We start from the raw sequence: 25,846 nt of genomic DNA, 5'->3' as shown, positions 1-25,846 counted from the left end.
GATATTATAAAGTGGCTAATAGATGGAGTGATAATATGGATATTGTATCTAGAACAAGTTTAATCATATATTTAAAACATATGAAACATGAACGCCAAATTAGAAAATTTGGCCATATTGTAAGTACAAATAAACAACAACGTTATGTTATTATGTATATAAATGAAGAAGAAGCTGATAGTATTGTAGACAAACTAATGAAATTAAAATATGTTAAAAATATTGTTGGCTCTCCTTATAAGTATTTAAAAAAAGAATACCCAAAAGAACAACATGAATTTACATAAGAATAAGTTATTAAATTAATTGAATTATTTTATAAACAAAACAAAGTCACAATAGGTTTAAGAACCAGTAAGGTGACTTTGTTTTGTTTACTATTATTCTAGTGGAGGAATCCATCTTTCTATTCTTAATACACTGATTAAATAATTGAAATAAATACTATGAGAGTGAAATCTTTCAGGTGGTTGTACATCAATTTCTTTTATCTCAAGATTAAATTGTGCTGCTTGTTTGTTAATCATATCGAACTTTTTGTTAGGCTCAGGATATGGATATTTTAATGCATTTACCATAATATACATAGCTTGAAAATGTTTGTCGCTCGTTGGTTTCATAATAATAGCGACTGAAGATAATTTTTTATCAAAAGTAGGGGTATGAAAATAGACAATATAATCTATCCGTGTATGGTTATATTCAATAAGTGTTATAAATTCAAATAAATCTGTAAGACCTTCACCTAATTTTATAAATGATTGTTTCATCTTGCTCCTCCTTATCATGCAATATGTATTATATAAAAATAAAATCTAGAATGGAAGTGTTTGTAAAATGAGAGTGATTTCTGGAATTCATAAAAGTAAACCCTTAGAAAGTTTAGAAGGACGTAATACAAGGCCTACTATGGATAAAGTTAAAGAAGGCATTTTTAATAGTTTGCACGAGGTCTCTGGCGTCGGTTTAGATTTATATGCTGGAAGCGGTGCTTTGGGTATTGAAGCATTGTCTCGCGGTATGGAAAAAATGATTTTCGTAGACCAAAATTTCAAGGCTATAAAAATTATAAAATCTAATCTTCAAAATTTAAAAATTTCCAATCAAGCAGAAGTATATAAAAATAATGCTGATCGGGCTCTTAAAGCACTTTCAAAAAGAGAAATCCAATTTGATGTTATTTTTTTAGATCCCCCTTATGAAAAAGGTTTGATTGATGAAGCATTAGATGGAATTGCAAAGTTTAACTTATTGAAAGAAAATGGTATTATCGTTTGTGAGTTCAATCATAAAGAAAAGATTGATACAAAATCATTTCATATGATAAAAAGATATCATTATGGATTAACAGACACTTTGTTATTAGAAAAAGGAGATTAAAATGTCTACAACTAAAGCAGTCATTCCAGGAAGTTTTGATCCAATTACATATGGTCATATTGATATTATTGATAGAAGCGCGGATCGTTTTGATGAGTTGCACATTTGCGTTTTGAAAAACAGTAATAAATCAGGAACTTTTTCAATTGATGAACGTATCGAATTGATTGAAGAATCAGTGAAGCATTTAAATAATGTTACTGTACATCATTTTAACGGTTTGCTGGTTGATTTTTGTGATGAAATCGGTGCTCAAACTATTATCAGAGGGTTGCGAGCTGTAAGTGACTTTGAGTATGAATTAAGACTTACTTCGATGAATAAAAAACTAAACAGTAACGTAGAAACAATGTATATGATGACAAGTACAAACTATTCCTTTATTAGTTCTAGTGTGGTAAAAGAAGTGGCTGCATATAAAGCTAATGTTTCAGACTTTGTACCAGAACATGTCGAAAAAGCATTAAATAAAAAATTCAAAAAATAATGAAAAGCTGGGGCGTAAAAGTATGTCTCAGCTTTAAATATAGTCTGTCTAATAATCATTTTATAGAAAGCATTTGTAAATTAGCTTTTGAAACAAAATGTTAATGTCTGGAGTATAATGAAATGTGACGCGTAACATGGTAATTTGGCTTTGTTCCTTATACTTTGATATAGAAACACGCAATTTGGCGTAACCGTAAAACAAGGGGGAGACGAACTATTACGAACAATATCATTTCGAATTATAATTCGTATTTCACATTTAAAAAGATAAGTGAAATTCTACCTCGACTTTCTCTAGATGAGGTAGAATTAGAAGAATGGAATCAAAGCTATGAAAGCTTTAACTTTATATTTAACCGCGTTTCATTTAAAAGTAGAATGGCTAAAAAAACACCAAAAAAAAGCGGTTATTTTGTGGCAGTCTGGCATAAAAATAGCGAATATGAAAACGAACCTTTCGATTTTTATGAAATGAAAGATAAATTAATCGTTAATATATTAGATGGAAATCAAAAAGGACAATTTATTTTTTCGAAAGAGATCCTTGCGAAAAAAAGTATTATTCGTACTGATTATTCTATAGGTAAAATGGCCTTTCGTGTATATCCAGATTGGGAAACTAATTTAAATAAGGCTGCAACGTTAACCCAAAAATGGCAAAGTCAATATTTTATTGACTTATCTGATGGATTAAGTGAACAAGAAATAAAGGCACAAAACGTAAATAAATATTTAGAATAATTGTTGACATTAGCAATATCTTCGATTAAACCAAAACGTGTATTTATATCAATTTCTATAAAGACGACATTTAATGTAAGCGCTTGATATATTGTGTTTTTAAGTTATTAGTATTTCGGAGATATGGAATTGTTTCCGAAAATGTGACATCTCTCTTGTTCTGGTTTTTATATAAAATCTCCCTTTTTTTATAATATATTAAAAAAACGACGAACGTATGAACACTTAATCGTTTCATAGTGTTGTTAGCTTAATTTTAAATACGTATCACTGGGGTGTTGAAATCTGTTTCTGGTCGATGAGAAAGCAAATTATAAATTTCAGTAGTATGTATTTCTTGTTCAAATAAACGCGCATTTTGTTGGTTTATTTGCGTTATATAATTACGATTTGGAAATTTTTGTTTTAAGTATTTTAAATAGTGTTGTCCTTTTTGAGACATGCCTAAAACGCGGACAGCAGAAATGGTATCGAATTGATGTTGTTTTTGAAAATTGAGTAAGATATTCATTAATAAGCGCTGGATATGCGTATATGTATAACGTTTTGTTTTTATTAATGACATCAAATGTTCAAATGATGTGGCATGTTTAATTTTTTCTAATATTCGATTTTCTAGGCCCTCGCTCATGGTATAGATGTTTTTTAAGGAGCCTGCGGTATGACTTAAAATCGCATATTTAATATATGGAAATGTATCGTCAACAGATGTGTGTGGTTCTTGATAAAGATGGTGTATTGAATGAGGGACGACATGTTTCCATTGTTCGTCATATGCTTGTATTGCATTACGAATTGACGTACCACTAGCAAAATTTAAATTTGAGATATCTTGATCATGATGATGGCTGTTTTCTCTTGAAATTGTCCAAGCTTTAATATGAGGTGCAATCTTTTGAATTGCGCGCATGTAAGAAATGCCTAAAGTATTATTTGGGGAAGATAACAGCGTATTATCATTTACAAGTTCACTTAATATCCTAGGATAACTCTTACCTTCTTTTATCTTTTTAAGAAACAGGGAAGATTGTTCAACTTGATTGATATCTCGTAAAAACGCATTAAATGAATCTATGTCTCCTGATTCGCTTCCAAAAGATAGGTGATCTGCATCAACATAATCTGCAATTTGAACAGCTGACGTTGCAAAATATTGGCCAGCTGATAGTGCAGCAAGGGCAGGTAATTCAATTACTAAATCTACAACGTTTAACGCCATCTGTGTGCGAATAAATTTATTATATATAGCTGGTTGTCCCCTCATTACAAAGTTACCACTCATAATCGCAATAGAGACTTCAGAGTCGGTTATTGACTTTGATGTCTGGGCATGGTATAAGTGACCATTGTGGAAAGGATTATATTCAGTGATTAGTGCAACGCTTTTCATTTGCAATTCTCCCTTTCAGAACTCATTATAGATATTGTATCAGATTAAACCGTGTTAAGAAAAAATCTTGACAACTTTTGTCTATAAAGTTAAAATAAATTTTGTGCTTGTTAGAGGTGAAGCCATATGAAATGGTCAATAACACAATTAAGAAAATTCCAAGATAAACCATTTGAGTTCAATCAAACGGTGAATTTTGATCATTTAGTAAAATCATTAGATTTAATAGATCTATCTGATATTGATGTTGAAGGTGAGCTAACTGTCAAATCAAATGAAGTCATTGCAGACATGCATATTACTGGAACGTATACGATGGCGTGCGCACGTACATTAGTGCCAGTTGAAGTGCCTATCGATATTAAATCACAAGAAATTTTTGATTTAGAAGGTTATGAGTATTTAAGTGATGACGAAGAAGATGATGAGCATTATCATGATGCTTCAGACGGCATGATTAATCTAAAAGATATTGCTGAAGAACTTGTTATTGTAGAAAAGCCAATGCGTGCTTTTGCTAATAATAGCGATCAGATGTTACGTGAAGGTAATGGTTGGGAAGTTATTGACGAAGAAGAAGCGGTTGAGCTTGCTGAAGAAGAAACTAAGCAAATCGATCCTAGGCTTCAAAAACTACAACAATTATATGACGAAGAGCAATAGCGGATTTAAATAATTTATAGTATAATAGGTTATTGAGTCTGAAAACAATTATTAGTGTATGTATATAAGGAGGATATATCATGGCAGTACCAAAAAGAAGAACGTCAAAAACTAGAAAAAATAAACGTCGTACGCATTTCAAAATGTCAGTACCTGGTATGACAGAATGCCCAAATTGTGGTGAGTACAAATTAAACCACCGCGTTTGTAAGAACTGTGGTTCATACAAAGGTGAAGAAGTAGTATCTAAATAATTTCATTTATTTATGGGCTTATTGATAGCCGAAAATTAATCGTTCATTAATTATTCACTTGATAATTTTTGAGCGTTTTTTTTAATACTTATAGACACTATATTCAATTGATAGGTTGTGTGACTGTTGACGCAAATAAATGCTCAAATGATTCTGGCAAAAATTGAAAACAATGAAATTGATTGGTTATATGAGCATTTTAGTGATTATTTTCAAGAAGTTTCTTCTTATGATGAGTTAAAAAAATTGTTGAAATCGTATAACGCAATTAGATATAAAAATAAATTATTTAAACATATTCAACTCAATTATAGAGAGGAATACATATGGTTTGACGAAAAGATGGCCACCGGAATTAGCGTAACGCTAAATAAATATAATGAAATAATTGGTTTTGTTCTTACCCCAATTAAAAATATAAAAGGAATTAAAAAATCAAAATGTTATTATACGATTCCTGTTCAAAATGCTTGGTTTGTATACGCTGGTGGTGAAAATGAATTGCTCAATCATCATTATCCATACAAAAATCAACGCTATGCACTTGATTTGGTTTTAACAAAGGCAAATCGTAGCTACCACGGTAATCCTAATTTATGTGAAAGTTACTATAGTTACAACCAAATTATTGTTGCTCCTGCTGACGGCATTGTCGTCAAAATCATAGATGGTATACCAGATGCAACGCCAGGAGAAAATAACATGAAACATCCCGAAGGTAACTACATTATTATGAAACATGCAAATAATGAATATAGTATGATTGCGCATATTAAACCACATTCATTTAAAGTTAACGTTGGTGATTGTGTTACGAGAGGGCAATTTATTGCTAGAATTGGTAATTCGGGTAACGCAATGGAACCACATGTACATTTTCAGATTATGAACCAATGTAATACTCAATTCGCTAAAACTTACAAAATTAAGTTAATCAATGGTACTTCGCCTGAAAAAGGTGATATAGTAAGTTATACTGATGATAATATGATATTAAAAAATAAGTTCAATTTTGCTACTAAATTTAAGAAATTAAGTTCAAATATGATTCATATCTTTAAAAATTAAAATGAAGAGGCTATAGTATGGAAATGATAACTTCTGCACAAAACAATAAAATTAAAAGTGCAAATAAATTAAAAAAGAAACGTGAAAGAGATAAAACAGGTCAGGTGTTAATTGAAGGTGCACACCTCATTGAAGAAGCGTATAAAAGTTATTTAAAAATATTACAATTATTTGCTGTTGATATTGAAAGATTAGATGATAATTTGGTGAATTATGTTGAAGAAGTATATGAAATAAATATAAAAGTAGCGGAAGCACTTTCCGGTACAGTCACACCACAAGGATTTTTCGCAATTATAGAAAAAGCACATATTGATGTTGCAGGAGCACAACAAGTGTTATTAATAGATCGTATTCAAGATCCAGGAAATATGGGGACTTTGATACGTACTGCAGACGCTGCAGGTATCGATTTAATCGTTTTAGAAAAAGGGACAGCAGACCCGTATCAAGATAAAGTATTACGGGCGAGTCAAGGCAGTGTATTCCATCTCCCAATTGTCACTGAGGATTTAAGCACATTTATCCGTAAATTTAATGGGAATGTATATGGTACTGCACTTGAAAATGCAGTTGCTTTTAATCAAATTACAAGTCAAGAAAAGTTTGCGTTACTGTTAGGAAATGAAGGAGAAGGGGTCAACCCTGAGTTATTAGATCAAACAACACAAAATTTAAACATTCCTATTTATGGCAAAGCGGAAAGCTTAAATGTCGCTATAGCCGGCAGTATATTGTTGTACCATTTGAAAGGTTGACCCCTTAGTTAGGTTTCGTATATAATAGATTTAATACTGATTAAAAATATTAACCAATAAAAAGACGTAAACTAATTTAACCCAGTTGTCTAAGGGAGATTATCCAAAGACTGAAAGATAATCCGCTGCTATTAGTTTTTTTCACCTTTTTGGTTACTTAAAGAAATTTAAGTCGGAAATCATTTCCGTTATCAATGACAACAAGTGTATGCGTATGCATAAATTTGGGTGGTACCACGGAAAGCTTTCGTCCCAGTTTCAGGGGATGAAAGCTTTTTTTATATGCGATTATCTATTGTTTTACAGTATACATTTTAAATAGGAGGCAAAATTATGACTCAAACAGAAGCAATGTCTGAGATTAAACAACAAGCATTAGTAGACATAAATGAAGCTCAAAATGAAAAAGAGTTACAAGATGTTAAAGTTAAATATTTAGGAAAAAAAGGTTCTGTCACTGGTTTGATGAAACACATGAAAGAATTGTCTAATGAAGAAAAACCAGCGTATGGTCAAAAAGTAAACGAAGTGAGACAAGCAATCGAAGGAGAAATTGAATCACGACGTGAAATTTTAGCCAACGAAAAACTAGAACAACAATTAAAAAATGAAAAAATTGATGTTACGTTACCTAGTAGAAAAATTTCAATAGGCGCTAAGCATCCTTTAACTAGAACAATTGAAGAAATTGAAGATTTATTCTTAGGTTTAGGTTATGAAATTGTAGACGGATTTGAAGTTGAAAAAGACTATTATAACTTTGAGGCGTTAAACCTACCTAAATCACATCCAGCTAGAGACATGCAAGATAGTTTTTATATTACAGAGGATATTTTAATGAGAACGCATACGTCACCCGTACAAGCGAGAACAATGGAACAACGAAATGGACAAGGACCAGTTAAAATATTATGCCCTGGTAAAGTTTATCGACGAGATTCTGACGACGCAACACACAGTCATCAATTTACTCAAATTGAAGGTCTTGTGGTAGATGAAAATATTCAAATGAGCGATTTAAAAGGGACTTTAGAATTGTTGGCTAAACAATTATTTGGCGAAGACAGAGAAATTAGACTCCGTCCAAGTTATTTCCCTTTTACAGAACCTTCAGTCGAAGTCGACGTATCTTGCTTTAAGTGTAAAGGTGAAGGTTGTAATGTGTGCAAACATACAGGTTGGATTGAAATTCTAGGTGCTGGAATGGTGCATCCTAACGTGCTTGAAATGGCTGGATTCGATGCCTCTAAATATACAGGGTTTGCTTTTGGTATGGGGCCAGATAGAATCGCAATGTTAAAATATGGCATTGAAGATATCCGCCATTTCTATACGAATGATGTCCGTTTCTTAAATCAATTTAAAGCAGTAGAAGATAGAGGTGAAGCATAATGTTTATTTCAAAAGAATGGTTAGAGACATTTGTAGAAATTAATCAACCTGTCAATGTGCTTGCAGAAAGAATTACGCGCACAGGTATCGAAGTTGATGATATTATTGATTATACAAAAGATATTAAAAATTTAGTGGTAGGGCATATCCAAACGAAAGCACCTCATCCAGATGCTGATAAACTCAGTTTATGTCAAGTTGATATTGGTGAAGCAGAACCAGTACAAATTGTTTGTGGTGCACCTAATGTTGATGCTGGACAAACAGTCATTGTAGCTACTGTAGGTGGACGTTTACCTGGCGGTGTAAAAATAAAGAGAGCGAAACTACGTGGTGAACGTTCTGAAGGTATGATTTGTTCATTACAAGAAATTGGTATTTCAAGTAACCTTGTGCCTAAACAATTTGAAGAAGGTATCTATAATTTTACATCAGATATCAAACCAGGTACAAATGCATTGAAAGCTTTATACTTAGATGATCAGGTCATGGAGTTTGATTTAACGCCAAATAGAGCAGATGCTTTAAGTATGGTGGGTACGGCTTATGAAACAGCAGCGCTTTATAATGTACCAATGATTAGACCAGAGACACAAAGTCAAGAATCTACAAAACAAGCTACTGATGAAATGCGTATTAGTGTTCAAAATAAAGATAAAGTACCATATTATAGTGCTAGAATAGTGAACGATGTGAAAATACAACCCTCACCTGAATGGATACAAATGAGATTGATTAAAGCAGGTATTCGCCCGATTAATAATGTTGTAGATATTTCAAACTATGTGTTATTAGAATATGGTCAACCACTTCATATGTTTGACCAAGACCAAATCAGATCTAAACATATCGAAGTTCGTCAAGCGACAACAGGCGAAAAAATGACTACATTAGACAATCAAGAAAGAGCCTTAAAAGATAGCGATATTGTCATTACTAACGGGGATACACCAATTGCTATTGGCGGCGTTATGGGTGGAGACTTCTCAGAAGTAACCGAAAGTACAACAAATGTTGTTATAGAGGGTGCCATTTTTGATTCAGTTTCAATCAGACATACATCAAGACGCTTGAATTTAAGGAGCGAAGCTTCAAGTCGTTTTGAAAAAGGTATTGCAACTGAATTTGTAGACGAAGCTGTCGATAGAGCTTGTTATTTATTACAGCAATACGCAGAGGGAACAGTGCTTCAAGGCCGCATTGCTGAAGGCCAACTAGGCCAATTTGTTACACCAGTGAATATTACTGTGGAAAATGTTAACGAAACAATTGGTTTTAACTTATCACCAGAAGAGATTGAAGCTGTCTTTGTTCGATTAGGCTTCGAGACGACTAGGGAAGGTAATTCACTTACTGTTATGGTGCCGTCGCGCCGTAAAGATATTACCATTAAAGAAGACCTTATAGAAGAAATTGCACGTATTTATGGTTACGACGAAATACCATCAACATTGCCTGTATTTAAACAAGTCACACCGGGCACATTAACGGATAGACAAGCAAAAACACGTGTTGTTAAAGCGACGCTAGAAGGCGCTGGATTAAACCAAGCGATTAATTATTCCCTTGTCGATAAAACACGCGCAACTGATTTTGCTTTGCAAGACCGTTCAACGATATCATTGTTGATGCCTATGAGCGAAGCACACTCTACTTTAAGACAAAGTTTAATCCCGCATCTAATTGATGATGTATCTTACAATGTTGCACGTAGTAATCATCATGTAGCATTGTACGAGTTAGGGCGTGTATTCTTTGGCAATGAAGAGAATCAATTACCAGATGAGGTTGAATATTTGAGTGGTATTTTAACAGGGGACTATACTGTAAATACATGGCAAAATAAAAAAGAAGAAATAGATTTCTTTGTAACCAAAGGTATTGTCGATCGTATTGCAGAAATATTAGATATTCAATTTGAATATGAAGCCGGCGAAATAGATGGTTTACATCCAGGCAGAACGGCATGGGTTAAATTAAATGAGGAAATAGTTGGTTTTGTTGGAGAATTACATCCACAAACTGAAAATAACTATGATTTAAAACGTACTTACGTTTTTGAGTTGAATTATGATAAATTAATGTCAGTATCTGTAGGTTATATTAATTATGAACCAATTCCAAGATTCCCAGGCGTATCAAGAGATATTGCACTGGTAATTAATCGAGCAACGCCATCCGCTGAAATTGTAAAAATCATTCAAAATTATGGCGGAGATATTTTACAACATGCTGAAGTATTTGATGTATACGAAGGTGAACATGTTGCAGAAGATGAAAAATCAATTGCTATTCGTCTAGCATATTTAGATATGCACCAAACGCTTACGGATGATAAAGTGAACGGAGTGCATAACCGTATTTTAGAAGCTTTACAAGCAAAAGGCGCGACAATTAGATAATAAAAATAAACCTTGAATTGTAGCTTTATTAGCCTACAGTTCAAGGTTTTAATTTATGTATTAAGCATAACTGTTTTAAGTGCAAATTCAGCGATGTTTTTGGTTTACTAAATTGATAGCTTTATTTCTATTAGCAAAATGTTTTTTCGTGATTGTATCTAAATAGTCAATGCCATTTTTTTCAATGATTTTTGCTGCTGCTAAATCTACTTTATTACTAGCTCCTTTAGGTAAATCAGTTTTTGCATTTTTTGATAAATGGTCCATATTTTTTACAAATGCATAACGAGAAATAATACTGGCTGCTGCAATTGCAATTGATTTTGATTCACCCTTAGTTTCAAATTTCGTCTTATTTTCGAAAGGTATTTGACTAAGTGCATACCTTTTATAAACACCGGGCTCTGCAAACTGATCGATAACGATGTAGTCAAATTCTTCTTGATCGATTTTATCAACGACATTCTTAATCGCTTCATTATGTAAAACAGCTTTCATTTTAACCTGAGACCAACCAGACTTTTGCTTTTCATTGTATTTTTCATTATACATTGTTAGTAAAGAGTGCGGAATAAACGTTATAATCTGTTCAGCAAGCTCAACAATTTTTGAATCAGTAAGCCGTTTGGAATCATCTACGCCAAGCGTTTTTAAGATTTGCGCATGCTTATTAGATACATAGGCGGCGCATACCGTAAGGGGACCAAAATAATCACCACTACCTGCTTCATCGCTCCCTATACATTGAAATTGGTTATAATATATGTGTTGCTTAGCTTGTTTGATTTTGGAGGTTTTTGTATTATTTTGAGTAGCCGTAGATTGAGATGGTAGTAAAGTATTGGCTACAGCTTCTGCGTTTTTCCCTTGAAACATTATCTTATTTGAATTATAGATCGTGATGGAAGTATTTTGATATTTTGTACGTGCTTTCATACCTTGTGAAAGATTAGATGTATCAAAACGTATTTTAGTCATTAATTCTTGGATTTCTTGATTTGTTAATTTATGTACTACATTCGTCATTGAGTGACCTCGCTTTGTTCATATTACTTATTTTAAAATGAGACAATGCATATCATATCATAATTTTTAATATTTGAATGTTTTATGTTATAAGTAGCAATATAGCTTGAATTAAAAGGTGTTAAAGTTAAATATATGTAATTATTAAATAATTCAAATATAACAAATCACACCTCTTACAAAAAAATATTTTGTCGTGTATAATAGTTCGTGATAAATATTATAAATTACGAACATATAAATATAAATAAAGGTATATAACAGCAAGATTGGAAATATATATTTTTAAAGTCAGGAGTTATTATATGGGTGAGTTTAAAAACCGGATTAACGTAACTATCAATGATCAACATTATACAATCGTAGGAGAGGATAATCCAGAGCATATCCGTTATGTAGCACACTTAGTAGATGAAAGACTCAAAGAACTTGCGAGTAAGAGTGCTGGACTAGATACTACAAGAAAAGCAATCCTTACCGCTGTTAATATTATGCATGAAAAAGTGCAAGTAGAAGAGGAAAATGAACGTTTGCGACAAGAAATAAACCAGTTAAAAAATAGTGAAGACTAATGATAATTGATATACTAGTTGTTCTTCTCTTCATATATATTGGTATGATTGGATTTAGAAGAGGGCTTTGGTTAACAACTTTACATTTAGGCACTACAATGTTTGCTTTATGGTTAGCTCAACGTTATTATAGGCATGTTGCACAACGCTTAGAACTATTTGTACCTTATCCTAAAACGCGCGCTTATGATTTGGATTTTGCATTTCAATTCGCTCATCTGCAGCAACGATTTGAGCACGTGGTTGCTTTTGTAATTATTGCAACCCTTACGAAAGCTATATGTTATGGTGTTGTTGTACTATTTGATAACATTGTTCAACAAAGCTGGCCGAATATGATAAGCAGGGTATCTGGAATGGTATTGAGTTTGATTTCATCGTCAATTATTAGTGCTATTTTGTTATATGGTATAGCCATATATCCTAATGGCTTAATCCAACAACAACTATCTCATTCAATCATAACAGAATACATATTATTACATATTCCGTTTATCTCAACTTTTATCACACAACTTTAAATATATTCGTGTGGAATACAGTGATTTTAAAAACTAGGAGGTCAAGACATAATTGATATACCGAAATAACTAGGGTATGTTGTCTTGGTCTTTTTTTATGGAGTGAAACTTAATGACAAAAAAAGAAATTGTTCAATTATTAGAAAAAATAGCTGTATATATGGAAATCAAAGGTGAAAATACTTTTAAAGTTTCAGCTTATAGAAAAGCAGCTCAGAGTTTAGAAATCGACGAACGCCCTTTGGATCAAATTGAAGATGTCACTGAATTAAAAGGAATTGGTAAAGGTGTTGGTGAAGTGATCAATGAATACCTTGTAAACGGTCATTCGACAACATTAGCAGCTTTACAAGAAGAAGTGCCAGAAGGACTTATACCTTTATTAAAAATTCAAGGACTTGGTAGTAAGAAAATAGCTAAACTATATAAAGAACTTAATATAGATGGAAAAGAAGCTTTGCAACAAGCATGCGAAGAAGGAAAAGTAAGTGAACTAAATGGTTTCGCTAAGAAAACGGAACAGAATATACTTGAAGCAGTGAAAGCATTGGGCGCGAAAAAAGAACATTATCCTATTGATCAAATGAGAGGTTTAAATATAGACATTGACGACTATTTAGCGACAGTTGAAGCCATAGAAAAATACGAAGTTGCAGGCAGCTTTCGTCGCTTTAAAGAAGTGAGTAAAGATTTAGATTATATTATAAGTACAAAACAACCAACGGAAGTACAGCAAGCATTATTGAACATTCCAAACAAGGTGAAAGAAATTGCAGTTGGTTCGACAAAAGTTTCATTAGAATTAGCCTATGATGATGAAACGATAGGTGTAGATTTCCGATTGATTGAACCTTCAGCGTTTTATCATACGCTACAGCATTTCACTGGTTCGAAAGATCATAATATTCGCATCCGCCAATTAGCAAAAGAACAAGATGAAAAAGTAAGTGAATATGGTATAGAAAAAGCCGATGGTTCATTACTCCAATACCATAGTGAAAAAGAAATCTATGAACACTTTGGTGTGAATTGGATCGAACCAGCGATACGTGAAGATGGAAGCGAGTTTGATAAAGATTTATCTAACATTGTCACTTTAAATGATATCAACGGTGATATTCATATGCATACAACATACAGTGATGGTGCTTTTAGCATTGAAGATATGATTGAAGCAAATATTGCTAAAGGTTATCAATTTATGGTTATTACTGATCACTCTCAAAGTTTAAAAGTGGCAAACGGTCTCTCTGTAGAACGTTTATTACGCCAGAATGAAGCGATTAAAGCTTTAAATAAAAAATACGATGAAATTGATATATATTCAGGCATTGAAATGGACATATTACCTAATGGTCAATTAGACTATAGTGATGAAATCTTAGCACAATTAGATTACGTTATTGCAGCAATACATCAAAGTTTTAATCAATCGCAAGATGAAATTATGTATAGATTGGAACAAGCATGTCGGAATCCCTATATAAGACATATTGCGCACCCTACAGGACGTATTATAGGTAAACGACCAGGATATGAACCAGATATTGATAAATTATGTAAAATTGCTGAAGAAACAAATACGATTTTAGAAATCAATGCAAATCCAAAACGCTTAGATTTAAACGCGGAAATAGTTAAAAAGCATCCAAACGTTAAATTGACGATTAACACAGATGCGCATCATGTCGATCATTTAGAATTTATGAAATATGGTGTGGCTACTGCACAAAAAGGATTTGTTAAAAAAGATAGCGTAATTAATACGATGGATCGAGAGGCTTTTAAAGCGTTTATCGAAAACAATATTAAATTGAAGAAATAGAGGGATTATATGAGACAGAAATCATTAAATGTCTTAGAATTCGATAAAATTAAAGCACTCGTTGAAAAAGAAACAATGAGTGATTTAGGTAAAGAAAAAGTAGTTGGAATGGTGCCAGCAACTGATATAGAAACTGTAGAATTTCAAATTAATGAAACAGATGAAATTGCTCAAATTTATAATAAATATAGATTGCCGAGTTTGAGTGGTCTATCAGCGGTATCTGCACTCATCCATAGAGCAACAATTGGTGGCGTATTAAGTGTTAAAGAGCTCAATGCAATTAAACGCTTAATACAAATTCAAAACCAATATAAAACATTTTATAATAACTTGTTGGAAGAAGAAGAGGAAGTGAATTATACTATCCTCCACGATAGAATGGAACAATTACCTGTACTTTCAGGTTTATATCAAAATATTCACCAAAAATGTGATGCAAATGATCTATTTGACAATGCAAGTTATGAATTACAAGGTATTCGCAGTAAAATATCTGGAACAACGCAACGTATAAAACAAAATTTAGATAAAATTGTTAAGAGCCAAGCGAATCAGAAAAAATTGTCTGATGCTATTATCACAGTTCGTAATGAACGTAACGTTATTCCAGTCAAAGCTGAATACCGTCAAGATTTTAACGGCATTGTGCATGACCAATCCGCATCCGGTCAAACACTTTATATTGAACCATCTTCTATTGTTGAAATGAATAACCAAATTAGCCGACTACGCAATGATGAAGCAGTAGAAAGTGAACGTATTTTAACTGAACTAACCGGCTATGTGGCTGCAGAAGCAGATGCATGCTTAATTTCAGAATCTATAATGGGCCAGATAGATTTTTTAACTGCTAAAGCACGTTATGCACGTTCGTTCAAAGGCACAAAGCCTGAATTTACAAGTGAACGCACAGTTTATCTACCAAAAGCATTCCATCCTTTATTAGATCAAGATACAGTTGTAGCGAATACGATAGAATTCGCAGAAGATATTGAAACGGTGATTATTACTGGGCCGAATACAGGTGGTAAAACCGTAACACTTAAAACACTAGGACTCATTATTCTTATGGCACAATCCGGTATGCTGATTCCTACATTAGATGGCAGTAAACTGAGCATCTTCGAGAATGTTTATTGTGATATCGGGGATGAACAATCTATTGAACAATCACTATCAACATTTTCTTCTCATATGAAAAATATTGTTGAAATATTACAAAATACAACTAAGCACAGTTTGATTTTATTTGATGAACTTGGCGCTGGCACAGATCCTAGTGAAGGTGCTGCATTAGCAATGAGTATTTTAGATTATGTACATGACATTGGTTCTCTCGTCATGGCAACTACACACTATCCTGAACTTAAAGCTTACAGTTATAACAGAACTGGTGTGATGAATGCGAGTGTTGAATTTGACATTAATACATTGAGCCCGACGTATAAATTGTTAATGGGCGTGCCAGGGCGTTCAAATGCTTTTGACATTTCTAAAAAATTAGGCTTAAATATGAAAGTAATTCAAAAAGCGAAATCAATGATTGGTCAAGACGAACAAGAAATAAATGAAATGATCGCGTCATTAGAAAAAAATTCTAAACGTGTAGATGAACAACGTATTGAATTAGATAGATTGCTACGTGAAGCACAAGAGACACATGATAATCTTGAGAAACAATACGAACAGTATCAAAATCATGAGAAACAATTAATGAGCGAAGCTAAAGAAAAAGCAAATCAACGGGTGAAAGCTGCAACTAAAGAAGCTGAGGATATTATTAAAGAATTACGTGAACTTAGAGACAAAAAAGGTGCAGATGTAAAAGAGCATGAACTCATTAATAAAAAGAAACAGCTTGACGATCAGTATGAAGCGAAATCATTAAAACAAAATATACAAAAGAAAAAATGGGATGAAATTAAAGTCGGCGATGAAGTGAAAGTGCTAACTTATGGGCAAAAAGGCGAGATTTTAGAATTATTGGACGAAAATGAAGCAGTCGTCCAAATGGGTATTATTAAAATGAAGCTGCCAATCAGTGACTTAGAAAAAACGAAAAAAACGAAAGAAACGCCTACTAAAATGGTTAAGCGTGAAAATCGCCAAAGCATAAAGATGGAACTGGATTTACGCGGTTATCGTTATGATGAAGCGATGGTCGCAGTTGATCAATATTTAGACCAAGCTGTGTTGAGTAACTATGAGCAAGTTTACATTATTCACGGTAAAGGAACAGGCGCATTGCAAAAAGGTGTGCAAAAACATTTAAAACGACATAAAAATGTGTCATCATATAGGAACGGTATGCCAAGTGAAGGCGGATTTGGCGTGACCGTTGTAGAATTAAAATAAATGTGAGCAAGAGATATGCAGAATTATAAAAACTCTGTTATAATTTCTTCATCATTTGATAATTTAAGGAGGATTGGCAGTTATGGCAATCGTAAAAGTAACAGATTCAAACTTTGATGAAAATATTCAATCAGGTGTCAATTTAGTAGATTTTTGGGCAACTTGGTGTGGACCATGTAAGATGATTGCTCCAGTATTAGAAGAATTAGCTGGTGATTATGATGGAAAAGCTAATATTTTAAAACTTGATGTAGATGAAAATCCATCAACAGCTGCTAAATTTGAAGTAATGAGTATCCCAACTTTAATCTTATTTAAAGATGGAGAACCTGTTGATAAAGTTGTAGGTTTCCAACCTAAAGAAAACTTAGCAGAAGTAATCGAAAAACACTTATAGAAACAACCAAGCTGGGACATTAATTAATTTAATGTCTCAGCTTTTAAATTTGTAAATAAAACGAATACTTTGGTTTAATTATAAATAATGTTTTATAATAACAATTAGCATTTTAATCTTACAAAGAAGGATAAAAATGAAGTACAACTTATTTTCAGTGTAAGTTTATATATATACATTTACTTTTCAATAAAGAATATAGAAATTTGATAGAAAGGAGGAAAATGAAATGGAAGCATACCAAGAAGATATTAAGCAAAAATTGACTGTAGTACCTACTGAACCAGGCTGTTATTTAATGAAAGATCGCAATGATCAAATTATATATGTAGGTAAGGCAAAAAAGTTAAGAAACAGATTAAGGTCTTATTTTACTGGTGCACATGATGCTAAAACAACAAGGCTCGTTTCAGAAATTAGAAATTTTGAATTTATTGTAACATCAAGTGAGACTGAATCTTTATTGTTAGAACTTAACTTGATTAAACAATATCAACCTAGGTATAACATTTTATTAAAAGACGATAAAAGTTATCCCTTTATCAAAATTACAAAAGAAAAATATCCTCGGCTTCTTGTGACACGCACGGTAAAAAAGGGGACTGGAAAATATTTTGGACCGTACCCTAATGCGTATTCGGCTCAAGAAACGAAAAAACTACTCGATAGAATTTATCCATTTAGGAAATGTGATAAAATGCCAGATAAATTGTGCTTATATTACCATATTGGGCAGTGCTTAGGGCCGTGTGTCTATCCAGTAGATTTAAATAAATACGCTGAAATGACAAAAGAAATTTCTGATTTTTTAAATGGAGAAGATAAGACTATACTGAATAATTTAGAACAAAAAATGGGCGAAGCAAGTGAAGCACTAGATTTTGAAAGAGCGAAAGAATATAGAGATTTGATTCAACACATTCATAATTTAACTAAAAAACAAAAAATTACAACTTCTGATAATACTATTAGAGATGTTTTTGGTTACACTGTTTCAAAAGGCTGGATGTGTGTTCAAGTGTTCTTCATTAGGCAAGGAAACATGATTAAACGAGACGCTACAATGATTCCTTTGCAACAAACAGAAGAAGAAGAATTTTATACCTTTATAGGTCAATTTTATGACTTGAACCAACATATATTACCTAAAGAAGTGCATATCCCTAAAAATTTAAATAAAGAAATTATTCAATCAGTGGTCGACACTAAAATTGTGCAGCCAATTAAAGGTAAGAAAAAAGAATTGATAGACTTAGCCAATCATAATGCAGAAGTGACATTAGATAATAAATTCGAATTAATTGCTAAAGATGAGTCACGTACAGTTAAAGCGATTGAAGAGTTGGGAGATTGCATGGGTATACAGACGCCCATACGAATTGAAGCTTTTGATAATTCAAATATTCAAGGCGTGCACCCTGTTTCAGCCATGGTTTCATTTATTGATGGCAAACCTAATAAAAAAGGCTACCGCAAATATAAGATTAAAACAGTAGATGGTCCAGATGATTATAAATCTATGAGAGAAGTTGTGAGAAGACGTTATACGCGGGTGCTGAATGAAGGCTCACCTTTACCTGATTTAATTATTGTAGATGGTGGTAAAGGTCACATGACCGGCGTCATTGATGTACTTGAAAATGAATTAGGACTAGACATTCCAGTAGCTGGCTTACGTAAAAATGATAAGCATCAAACATCAGAAATTTTATACGGGGAAAGTGCGGAAGTGGTTCCTCTGAAAAAGAATAGCCAAGCTTTTTACTTATTACAAAGAATTCAAGATGAAGTTCATAGATTCGCAATTACATTTCACAGACAAACACGTCAGAAGACAGGTTTACAATCAGTATTGGATACTGTAGACGGTATCGGTTCTAAAAGAAAAACAAAATTATTGCGTACTTTCGGTTCAATCAAGAAAATGAAAGAAGCAAGCGTTGAAGAATTAAAATCAGCGGGGTTACCTCAAAATGTTGCTGAGAATCTTCATCAGGCGTTATACAACAAGTAAGAAAAAAAGATTAGGGGATGAGAATCATTCTCATGCCCAAAATCTTACTAATTAGTGTTACAATAGCAAATAACAGGGATTCTTTTTTTAAAAGTATATGGAAGCGTTTTCTAATTGAGAAAAATTATCACTTAAATCTAAGTTGTTAAACAACTGTCAAAACCAACTAGGGGTAATACTTCAATGTTTAACAAAAGTATGTTGCACTTTACATTGCTATAAATATAAAGCGATATTATAAAATGTTGTAGCTTAGTTTTAGTTGATAAGTGTCATCGCTTCTTTACTTTAATGAAAGATACCAAAAAATTAATTGTTTCACAGGGGGGACTTCCTTTTGGCATACTCGAAAAATCAATTCTATTTAAGACGCTTACATTCTTTACTAGGCGTGATACCGATAGGCGGATTCTTATTAATCCATTTGCTCGTTAACCACCAAGCAACGAAAGGTGTTGAGGCGTTTAACAAAGCAGCTGGATTTATGGAATCACTGCCATTTTTGATTGCATTGGAGTTTATCTTTATTTATATTCCAATTTTTTATCATGCGGTATATGGTGTACATATTGCCTTTACGGCAAAGGAAAACGTAGGACATTATTCCCAATTTAGAAATTGGATGTTCTTATTACAGCGTGTCACAGGTGTTATTACGTTTGTTTTTGTTGCGATTCATTTGTGGCAAACACGTATTCAACGTGCATTAGGTGATGAAGTGAATTTTGATATGGTACATGACATTGTATCAAATACAGGTTGGTTAATTTTCTATATCATCTGTTTACTAGCTGTAACATTCCACTTTGCTAATGGCTTATGGTCGTTCTTAGTAACTTGGGGCGTTTTACAATCAAAAAGATCACAACAAATTTTTACATGGGTATCACTTATTGTATTTATCGTAGTTTCATATATTGGATTAAGTGCTATTCTTGCGTTCGTATAATTTAAAAATGTTTCAGATATATTTAGGGGAGTGACTATTTATGGCAGAGAAAAAAATTATTGTTGTCGGTGGAGGACTTGCCGGTCTGATGGCAACAATTAAAGCAGCGGAACAAGGCGCTCATGTAGACTTGTTCTCATTAGTTCCTGTTAAACGTTCACACTCTGTATGTGCCCAAGGCGGTATAAACGGAGCGGTAAATACGAAAGGTGAAGGTGACTCACCTGCGGTCCACTTTGATGACACAGTTTATGGTGGCGATTTCTTAGCTAACCAGCCACCCGTAAAAGCAATGGCAGAAGAAGCGCCTAAAATTATTCATTTACTGGACCGTATGGGCGTAATGTTTAATAGAACAAGTGAAGGACTTTTAGATTTCCGACGTTTTGGTGGTACGATGTATCATAGAACAGCTTATGCTGGAGCGACAACTGGACAACAATTAATGTATGCCCTAGATGAACAAGTTCGTAGTTTCGAAGTAGATGGTTTAGTAACAAAATATGAAGGTTGGGAATTCTTAGGCATTGTCAAAGATGATGACAACATGGCTAGAGGGATTGTAGCACAAGATATGACTAGCGCAGAAATTCAATCTTTTGGATCAGATGCGGTTATCATGGCAACTGGTGGCCCTGGCATTATTTTTGGTAAAACAACGAATTCAATGATTAATACAGGCTCTGCAGCTTCAATCGTATACCAACAAGGAGCGATGTATGCGAATGGAGAATTCATTCAAATTCATCCAACAGCTATCCCTGGAGACGATAAATTACGATTAATGAGTGAATCTGCCCGTGGTGAAGGTGGTCGAATTTGGACATATAAGGATGGTAAACCATGGTATTTCTTAGAAGAAAAATACCCGGATTACGGTAACTTAGTACCGCGTGATATTGCAACGCGTGAAATCTTTGATGTATGTGTAAACCAAAAACTAGGTATTAACGGTGAAAACATGGTATATCTAGACCTTTCACATAAAGACCCACATGAATTAGATGTAAAATTAGGTGGTATCATTGAAATTTATGAAAAATTCACTGGTGATGATCCACGTAAAGTACCAATGAAAATCTTCCCAGCGGTACACTATTCAATGGGTGGCCTATACGTAGACTATGACCAAATGACGAATATTAAAGGCTTATTTGCAGCTGGTGAATGTGATTTTTCACAACACGGCGGTAATCGTTTAGGTGCTAACTCATTGTTATCGGCAATCTATGGCGGTACAGTTGCAGGACCGAACGCGATCAAATATATCTCAAATATTGAAAATTCTTATACAGATTTAGATGATAGCATTTATGAAAAACGTGTCAAAGAAGAGCAAGAAAAATTCGATAATCTATTAAAAATGAACGGTACAGAAAACGCGTATAAACTTCATAGAGAACTTGGTGAAGTAATGACAGCAAATGTAACGGTTGTACGAGAAAATAAATCACTATTAGAAACAGACAAGAAAATCGTAGAATTGATGGAGCGCTATCAAAATATTGACATTGAAGATACGCAAACATGGAGTAACCAAGCAGTATTCTTCACACGTCAATTATGGAATATGTTAGTTCTAGCACGTGTTATCACAATCGGTGCTTATAACCGAAATGAGTCTCGTGGGGCACATTACAAACCAGAATTCCCTGAGAGAAACGACGAAGAATGGTTGAAAACAACTTTAGCATCATATCAAGGAAAAACAGAAGCGCCTAAATTTACATACGAACCAGTCGATGTAAGTTTAATCCCACCTCGTAAACGTGACTATACAAGTAGTGCTAAAGGAGGTAAATAATTATGGCAGATACTAAAGAAGTAAATGAAGCGCAAGCACAAGACGAACAACAAAGCCAAAAAACGATTAAATTAATTATTAAACGTCAAGATGACGCAGAATCAAATCCTTATGAGGAAGAATTTGAAATACCTTATAAAGAGAATTTAAATGTCATCGCTTGTTTAATGGAAATTAGACGTAACCCAATTAATAGCAAGGGTGAAAAAACAACACCTGTCATTTGGGATATGAACTGTTTAGAAGAAGTCTGTGGCGCTTGTTCGATGGTTATCAATGGTAAATCAAGACAATCTTGTACGGCAATCATTGACCAATTAGAACAACCAATTAAATTAGAGCCAATGAGCACCTTCCCAGTTATCCGTGACTTGCAAGTTGATCGTAGTAGAATGTTTGATAACTTGAAACGTATGAAAGCATGGGTGCCGATTGACGGTACGTATGATCTTGGTCCTGGACCACGTATGCCTGAGAAAAAACGACAAACTGCATATGAGTTATCAAAATGTATGACGTGTGGTGTGTGTTTAGAAGTTTGTCCAAACGTTACAAGAGATAATGATTTTATAGGCGCACAAGCCATTTCACAAGTTAGATTATTTAACTTACACCCAACAGGCTCAATGACTAAGGACGAGCGTTTAAATGCGTTGATGGGCGTAGGTGGCTTACAAGAATGTGGTAACTCTCAAAACTGTGTTAATGCATGTCCAAAAGGTATTCCACTAACGACATCTATAGCAGCATTAAACAGAGAAACTTCTTTCCACATGTTTAAATCATTCTTTGGTTCAGATCATCAAGTAAATTAATTAAATATTATAAATTAACAAAGAGTCTGGGATATAAATATCTCAGGCTTTTCTATATTGTGGTAGTGGGTGTCTGTGTGAAAAAGCGGTTATTCAAGTGTTTAAAAACTGCTTTATCTAATGGCTCATTTATTCTGAAACATAGCTATTTATTATGTTTTTAAGCGATATATTTATTATATTTTAGGTCTTGTAAAATGATTTTGAAAACGTGGCTGTGCTACAATAAAAGACAAGTAAACATGTAAGGATGAACAAAATATGGAGAAACCAATTGGAGTCATTGACTCTGGCGTTGGTGGCTTAACAGTAGCAAAAGAAATTATGCGCCAATTGCCAAATGAAACAATCTACTATTTAGGAGATATTAAACGATGTCCCTATGGACCTAGAGAAGGTTCAGAAGTTAGACAATTCACAACTGAATTAGCTGAAAAACTAATGGCTTTTGATATTAAAATGTTAGTTATTGCGTGTAATACCGCAACAGCAGTAGCTTTGAAACATCTGCAGAGCTTATTTGCTATACCTGTTATTGGCGTCATTGAGCCAGGCGCTAGAACAGCAATTATGACTACTAAAAATCAAAATGTTTTAATTTTAGGAACAGAAGGTACTATTAAATCGGAGGCTTATAGACACCATATTAAGAAGATAAATCCGAATGTAGAAGTGTCAGGCGTAGCTTGTCCAGGTTTTGTGCCTCTTGTTGAACAAATGAGGTATAAAGATCCGACAATTACTAGCATAGTGATTCATCAAACATTAAAACAATGGAGAAATAGTAAAGCAGATACTGTTATTTTAGGCTGCACACATTACCCATTGTTGTATCAACCAATAAACGATTATTTTGGGGGAGAAAAAATTGTTATTTCTTCAGGTTTAGAAACTGCTAGAGAAGTAAGCGCATTATTAACCTTTAGCAATGAACATGCTGGCTATAAAAGCCAACCTAAACATAGATTTTTTGCTACCGGAGAAACTGAACATATCGAACGTATTATTGAAGAATGGTTAAATATGAAAACAACAGTTGAAAAAATCGAAGTTTAAAGTGAGGAGAAAACAAAATGGAAGATATTGTTATTGCATCAAATAATAAAGGGAAAATAAATGATTTTAGAGTTATTTTTCCTGAATATAACGTCATAGGCATTTCAGAAATTATTGAAGGTTTTGATGTTGAAGAAACAGGCGATACCTTTGAAGCAAATGCAAAATTAAAATCTGAAGCTGCTGCTAAAGCGTTGAATAAACGTGTGATCGCTGATGACAGTGGTTTACAAGTTTTTGCTTTAAATGGCGAACCTGGCATTTATTCAGCACGATATGCAGGTGAAGCCAAAGATGATAATGCCAATATTGAAAAATTATTAACTAAATTAGGCGATGAAACTGATCGCAGCGCACAGTTTGTTTGTGTCATTAGTATGAGTGCGCCTGGCGAAGAAACGGTTCAATTTAAAGGGACAGTACAAGGTGAAATTACTTTAGACAAAATTGGTGAATATGGTTTTGGTTATGATCCAGTCTTTTATGTTGAAGATAAAAATAAAACGATGGCACAATTAACAGCTGAAGAAAAAGGTGCAATTAGTCATAGAGGGAGAGCTATAGAACAACTACAACAATATCTAGAAGGTGATCAATAATGACGAAATGGGTAATTGTTAGTGATAATCATACAGAACAAGGTATTTTATTCAATGTCATTAATCAGCATGATGATATAGATGTTGCAATACATTTAGGAGATTCTGAACTTGCATATGACGATAGTGAATTGAGTCATTTCTATAAAGTAAAAGGAAACACTGATTTTTATCCAGAATTTCCAAATGAACAGATTATTGATATACGTGGAATAAAAGCATTTTTAACGCACGGCCATTTATACAGTGTTAATCGCACAAGAATGAATATAGCCCAACAAGCAAAAGCTTCAGATTGCCAATTTGCATTTTATGGCCATACACATGTAGCTAAACATGAAGTCATTAGCGGCGTGCATGTTATAAATCCTGGGAGCATTTCACAATCTCGAAGCGATATAGAAGAAACTTATGCAGAATTGTTAATTGATGAAACAAATCAATCTGCAACGTTAAATTTCCGCAATCGAGACCATAAAATTATTAATAGCGAAAATTTTACAATTTAATTAGATAAGAGGGAGTGTGCTTATAAAATGGTGACATCTTTCATTTTAGTAACGCTTCCTTGTTTCTGTATTTGAAAGTTTAATGACGCGTTTTCGAAAAATAATTTGATAAAAAATAAAATGGCAATAATATGATAAAAAGTTTACAATAGTGAAAAATCATATTTATTTTTAATGGCCAGAGTATTGCTTTATTGGCATAAGTTAGATATAATAATTCTTGTGTTCAAAAGAATGATGTCCTGGTAGCTCAGTTGGATAGAGCAATGGCCTTCTAAGCCATCGGTCGGGGGTTCGAATCCCTCCCAGGACACTAATGCATAGAATTACACCAAATTCTATAACATATACTTAACCAAGAACGTTGATATGTCAGCGTTCTTTTTATTTTGTCTAAAATTATATTTTTATATGTTTTATAATTTTTGGTCACATGGTGGTTACAAAATTTGTATGCGTGGCCACAAATATGGTTACGACATATTTGCATTTCTTAATTTTTTAGACTCTTTGTCAAAGAGGACTGATACCATTTTTGAGATTAGGCAATATTAGGTTGCTTAATCTCTTTTTTGATTGAAGAAGTATAAAGCCGTGAAGTTAGTAAGATACGATTACGCAAATTATCATGATTTTTATATCCAAACGATATTCATTTAATAAGTTTAACTTTATTATTGATACCTTCTATTGGAGCATTGTTCATATTAGGGTATTTTAATGATAATTGATAATTTTAATGGGCTCTATACTAAACAGGACTGATATAAAAATCAGTCCTGTTTTTTGGTACAAAAAAAGCGCAAAAATCTCTATAATTTAAATATCTGACCAAATAAATTAAGGAGAGATTATGCGCCTATG

The 25,846-nt window shown here is 33.2% G+C and carries 25 protein-coding genes, 1 tRNA gene and 1 pseudogene; 23 read left to right on the top strand and 4 right to left on the bottom strand.

The features are described from left to right. Positions 1-35 precede the first annotated feature (35 nt). On the top strand, positions 36-287 hold the full coding sequence (locus tag IEU88_RS12320; protein ID WP_096810376.1) for a YlbG family protein: 252 nt from the start codon (positions 36-38) through the stop codon (positions 285-287). 93 nt (positions 288-380) lie between these two features. Here IEU88_RS12320 and IEU88_RS12315 read toward each other — a convergent pair whose 3' ends face one another. Beyond that, complete coding sequence (locus tag IEU88_RS12315) at positions 381-770, bottom strand: DUF7147 family protein (RefSeq protein ID WP_103373004.1); 390 nt, start codon at positions 768-770, stop codon at positions 381-383. A gap of 67 nt (positions 771-837) precedes the next feature. Between IEU88_RS12315 and rsmD the strand changes: the two genes are divergently transcribed. The 3 genes from rsmD (at position 838) to IEU88_RS12300 (ending at position 2,610) form a co-directional block, all read left to right on the top strand. Continuing rightward, positions 838-1,380 (top strand): 16S rRNA (guanine(966)-N(2))-methyltransferase RsmD, encoded by a 543-nt coding sequence (gene rsmD / locus IEU88_RS12310; protein WP_096810374.1) that lies wholly within the window; start codon positions 838-840, stop codon positions 1,378-1,380. Position 1,381: 1 nt separating this feature from the next. Further along, on the top strand, positions 1,382-1,867 hold the full coding sequence (coaD, locus tag IEU88_RS12305; protein WP_096810373.1) for a pantetheine-phosphate adenylyltransferase: 486 nt from the start codon (positions 1,382-1,384) through the stop codon (positions 1,865-1,867). A gap of 182 nt (positions 1,868-2,049) precedes the next feature. After that, the gene (locus IEU88_RS12300; RefSeq protein WP_318270891.1) at positions 2,050-2,610 is read left to right on the top strand and encodes a MepB family protein; all 561 of its coding nucleotides are present in this window, start codon (positions 2,050-2,052) and stop codon (positions 2,608-2,610) included. A 256-nt stretch (positions 2,611-2,866) separates the two neighbouring features. Here the strand turns inward: IEU88_RS12300 and IEU88_RS12295 are convergent, their stop codons facing one another. Further along, the gene (locus IEU88_RS12295; RefSeq protein WP_096810371.1) at positions 2,867-4,000 is read right to left on the bottom strand and encodes a nucleotidyltransferase; all 1,134 of its coding nucleotides are present in this window, start codon (positions 3,998-4,000) and stop codon (positions 2,867-2,869) included. Positions 4,001-4,126: 126 nt separating this feature from the next. Here IEU88_RS12295 and IEU88_RS12290 point away from each other — a divergent pair, with 126 nt between their 5' ends. From IEU88_RS12290 to pheT, 6 genes are all read left to right on the top strand, one after another. Then, complete coding sequence (locus IEU88_RS12290; RefSeq protein WP_103373002.1) at positions 4,127-4,663, top strand: YceD family protein; 537 nt, start codon at positions 4,127-4,129, stop codon at positions 4,661-4,663. Between the two features lie 80 nt (positions 4,664-4,743). Then, positions 4,744-4,917 (top strand): 50S ribosomal protein L32, encoded by a 174-nt coding sequence (gene rpmF / locus IEU88_RS12285; protein ID WP_096810369.1) that lies wholly within the window; start codon positions 4,744-4,746, stop codon positions 4,915-4,917. Between the two features lie 126 nt (positions 4,918-5,043). After that, a complete protein-coding gene (locus IEU88_RS12280) occupies positions 5,044-5,985 on the top strand; it encodes a M23 family metallopeptidase (RefSeq protein ID WP_103373001.1) in 942 nt (313 codons plus the stop codon). 17 nt (positions 5,986-6,002) lie between these two features. Further along, on the top strand, positions 6,003-6,743 hold the full coding sequence (locus IEU88_RS12275) for a TrmH family RNA methyltransferase (protein ID WP_103373000.1): 741 nt from the start codon (positions 6,003-6,005) through the stop codon (positions 6,741-6,743). A 333-nt stretch (positions 6,744-7,076) separates the two neighbouring features. After that, a complete protein-coding gene (pheS, locus tag IEU88_RS12270; RefSeq protein WP_096810366.1) occupies positions 7,077-8,135 on the top strand; it encodes a phenylalanine--tRNA ligase subunit alpha in 1,059 nt (352 codons plus the stop codon). Further along, positions 8,135-10,537: a phenylalanine--tRNA ligase subunit beta gene (gene pheT, locus IEU88_RS12265; protein ID WP_103372999.1), complete on the top strand. Its 2,403-nt coding sequence runs from the start codon at positions 8,135-8,137 to the stop codon at positions 10,535-10,537. Before pheS ends, pheT begins: the two co-directional genes overlap by 1 nt. An 87-nt stretch (positions 10,538-10,624) precedes the next feature. Here pheT and rnhC read toward each other — a convergent pair whose 3' ends face one another. Beyond that, positions 10,625-11,563, bottom strand: coding sequence for a ribonuclease HIII (gene rnhC, locus IEU88_RS12260; RefSeq protein WP_103372998.1), 939 nt, complete (start codon positions 11,561-11,563; stop codon positions 10,625-10,627). Between the two features lie 305 nt (positions 11,564-11,868). Here rnhC and zapA point away from each other — a divergent pair, with 305 nt between their 5' ends. From zapA to IEU88_RS12195, 13 genes are all read left to right on the top strand, one after another. Next, positions 11,869-12,135: a cell division protein ZapA gene (zapA, locus tag IEU88_RS12255; protein ID WP_096810363.1), complete on the top strand. Its 267-nt coding sequence runs from the start codon at positions 11,869-11,871 to the stop codon at positions 12,133-12,135. Then, positions 12,135-12,656 (top strand): CvpA family protein, encoded by a 522-nt coding sequence (locus IEU88_RS12250; RefSeq protein WP_103373526.1) that lies wholly within the window; start codon positions 12,135-12,137, stop codon positions 12,654-12,656. The genes zapA and IEU88_RS12250 overlap by 1 nt, the downstream gene beginning before the upstream one ends. Before the next feature lie 112 nt (positions 12,657-12,768). Beyond that, entirely contained in the window at positions 12,769-14,481 is a 1,713-nt protein-coding gene (gene polX, locus IEU88_RS12245; protein ID WP_096810361.1) for a DNA polymerase/3'-5' exonuclease PolX, read from the top strand. A gap of 9 nt (positions 14,482-14,490) precedes the next feature. Further along, entirely contained in the window at positions 14,491-16,839 is a 2,349-nt protein-coding gene (locus tag IEU88_RS12240; RefSeq protein WP_103373527.1) for an endonuclease MutS2, read from the top strand. 82 nt (positions 16,840-16,921) lie between these two features. Continuing rightward, positions 16,922-17,236 (top strand): thioredoxin, encoded by a 315-nt coding sequence (gene trxA, locus IEU88_RS12235; RefSeq protein ID WP_019469293.1) that lies wholly within the window; start codon positions 16,922-16,924, stop codon positions 17,234-17,236. Positions 17,237-17,465: 229 nt separating this feature from the next. After that, positions 17,466-19,250, top strand: a complete 1,785-nt coding sequence (uvrC, locus tag IEU88_RS12230; RefSeq protein ID WP_096810359.1) for an excinuclease ABC subunit UvrC — start codon at positions 17,466-17,468, stop codon at positions 19,248-19,250. Positions 19,251-19,587: 337 nt separating this feature from the next. Next, positions 19,588-20,199 carry a succinate dehydrogenase cytochrome b558 subunit gene (locus IEU88_RS12225; RefSeq protein WP_096810358.1) on the top strand — a complete coding sequence of 204 codons (612 nt, stop codon included), beginning with the start codon at positions 19,588-19,590 and terminating at the stop codon, positions 20,197-20,199. 40 nt (positions 20,200-20,239) lie between these two features. Continuing rightward, a complete protein-coding gene (gene sdhA, locus IEU88_RS12220) occupies positions 20,240-22,003 on the top strand; it encodes a succinate dehydrogenase flavoprotein subunit (RefSeq protein ID WP_096810357.1) in 1,764 nt (587 codons plus the stop codon). Between the two features lie 2 nt (positions 22,004-22,005). Then, positions 22,006-22,818 (top strand): succinate dehydrogenase iron-sulfur subunit, encoded by an 813-nt coding sequence (sdhB, locus tag IEU88_RS12215; protein ID WP_096810356.1) that lies wholly within the window; start codon positions 22,006-22,008, stop codon positions 22,816-22,818. A gap of 261 nt (positions 22,819-23,079) precedes the next feature. After that, complete coding sequence (racE, locus tag IEU88_RS12210; RefSeq protein ID WP_096810355.1) at positions 23,080-23,874, top strand: glutamate racemase; 795 nt, start codon at positions 23,080-23,082, stop codon at positions 23,872-23,874. 17 nt (positions 23,875-23,891) lie between these two features. Then, complete coding sequence (locus IEU88_RS12205) at positions 23,892-24,473, top strand: XTP/dITP diphosphatase (protein ID WP_096810354.1); 582 nt, start codon at positions 23,892-23,894, stop codon at positions 24,471-24,473. Further along, the gene (locus IEU88_RS12200) at positions 24,473-24,982 is read left to right on the top strand and encodes a metallophosphoesterase family protein (RefSeq protein ID WP_103373528.1); all 510 of its coding nucleotides are present in this window, start codon (positions 24,473-24,475) and stop codon (positions 24,980-24,982) included. Before IEU88_RS12205 ends, IEU88_RS12200 begins: the two co-directional genes overlap by 1 nt. Positions 24,983-25,221: 239 nt before the next feature. Continuing rightward, positions 25,222-25,295, top strand: a tRNA-Arg gene (locus IEU88_RS12195). Positions 25,296-25,523: 228 nt separating this feature from the next. On the opposite strand, the pseudogene IEU88_RS13735 reads toward IEU88_RS12195, so the two are convergent. Continuing rightward, a pseudogene (locus tag IEU88_RS13735) lies at positions 25,524-25,691 on the bottom strand (transposase); the annotation flags it as partial. Positions 25,692-25,846 lie beyond the last annotated feature (155 nt).

It is taken from the genome of Staphylococcus nepalensis (genome assembly GCF_014635045.1).
GTDB classification, from domain to species: Bacteria; Bacillota; Bacilli; order Staphylococcales; family Staphylococcaceae; genus Staphylococcus; species Staphylococcus nepalensis.
Note: the sequence above shows the minus strand (reverse complement) of the source record. Positions and strands in the feature narration are given on the sequence as shown.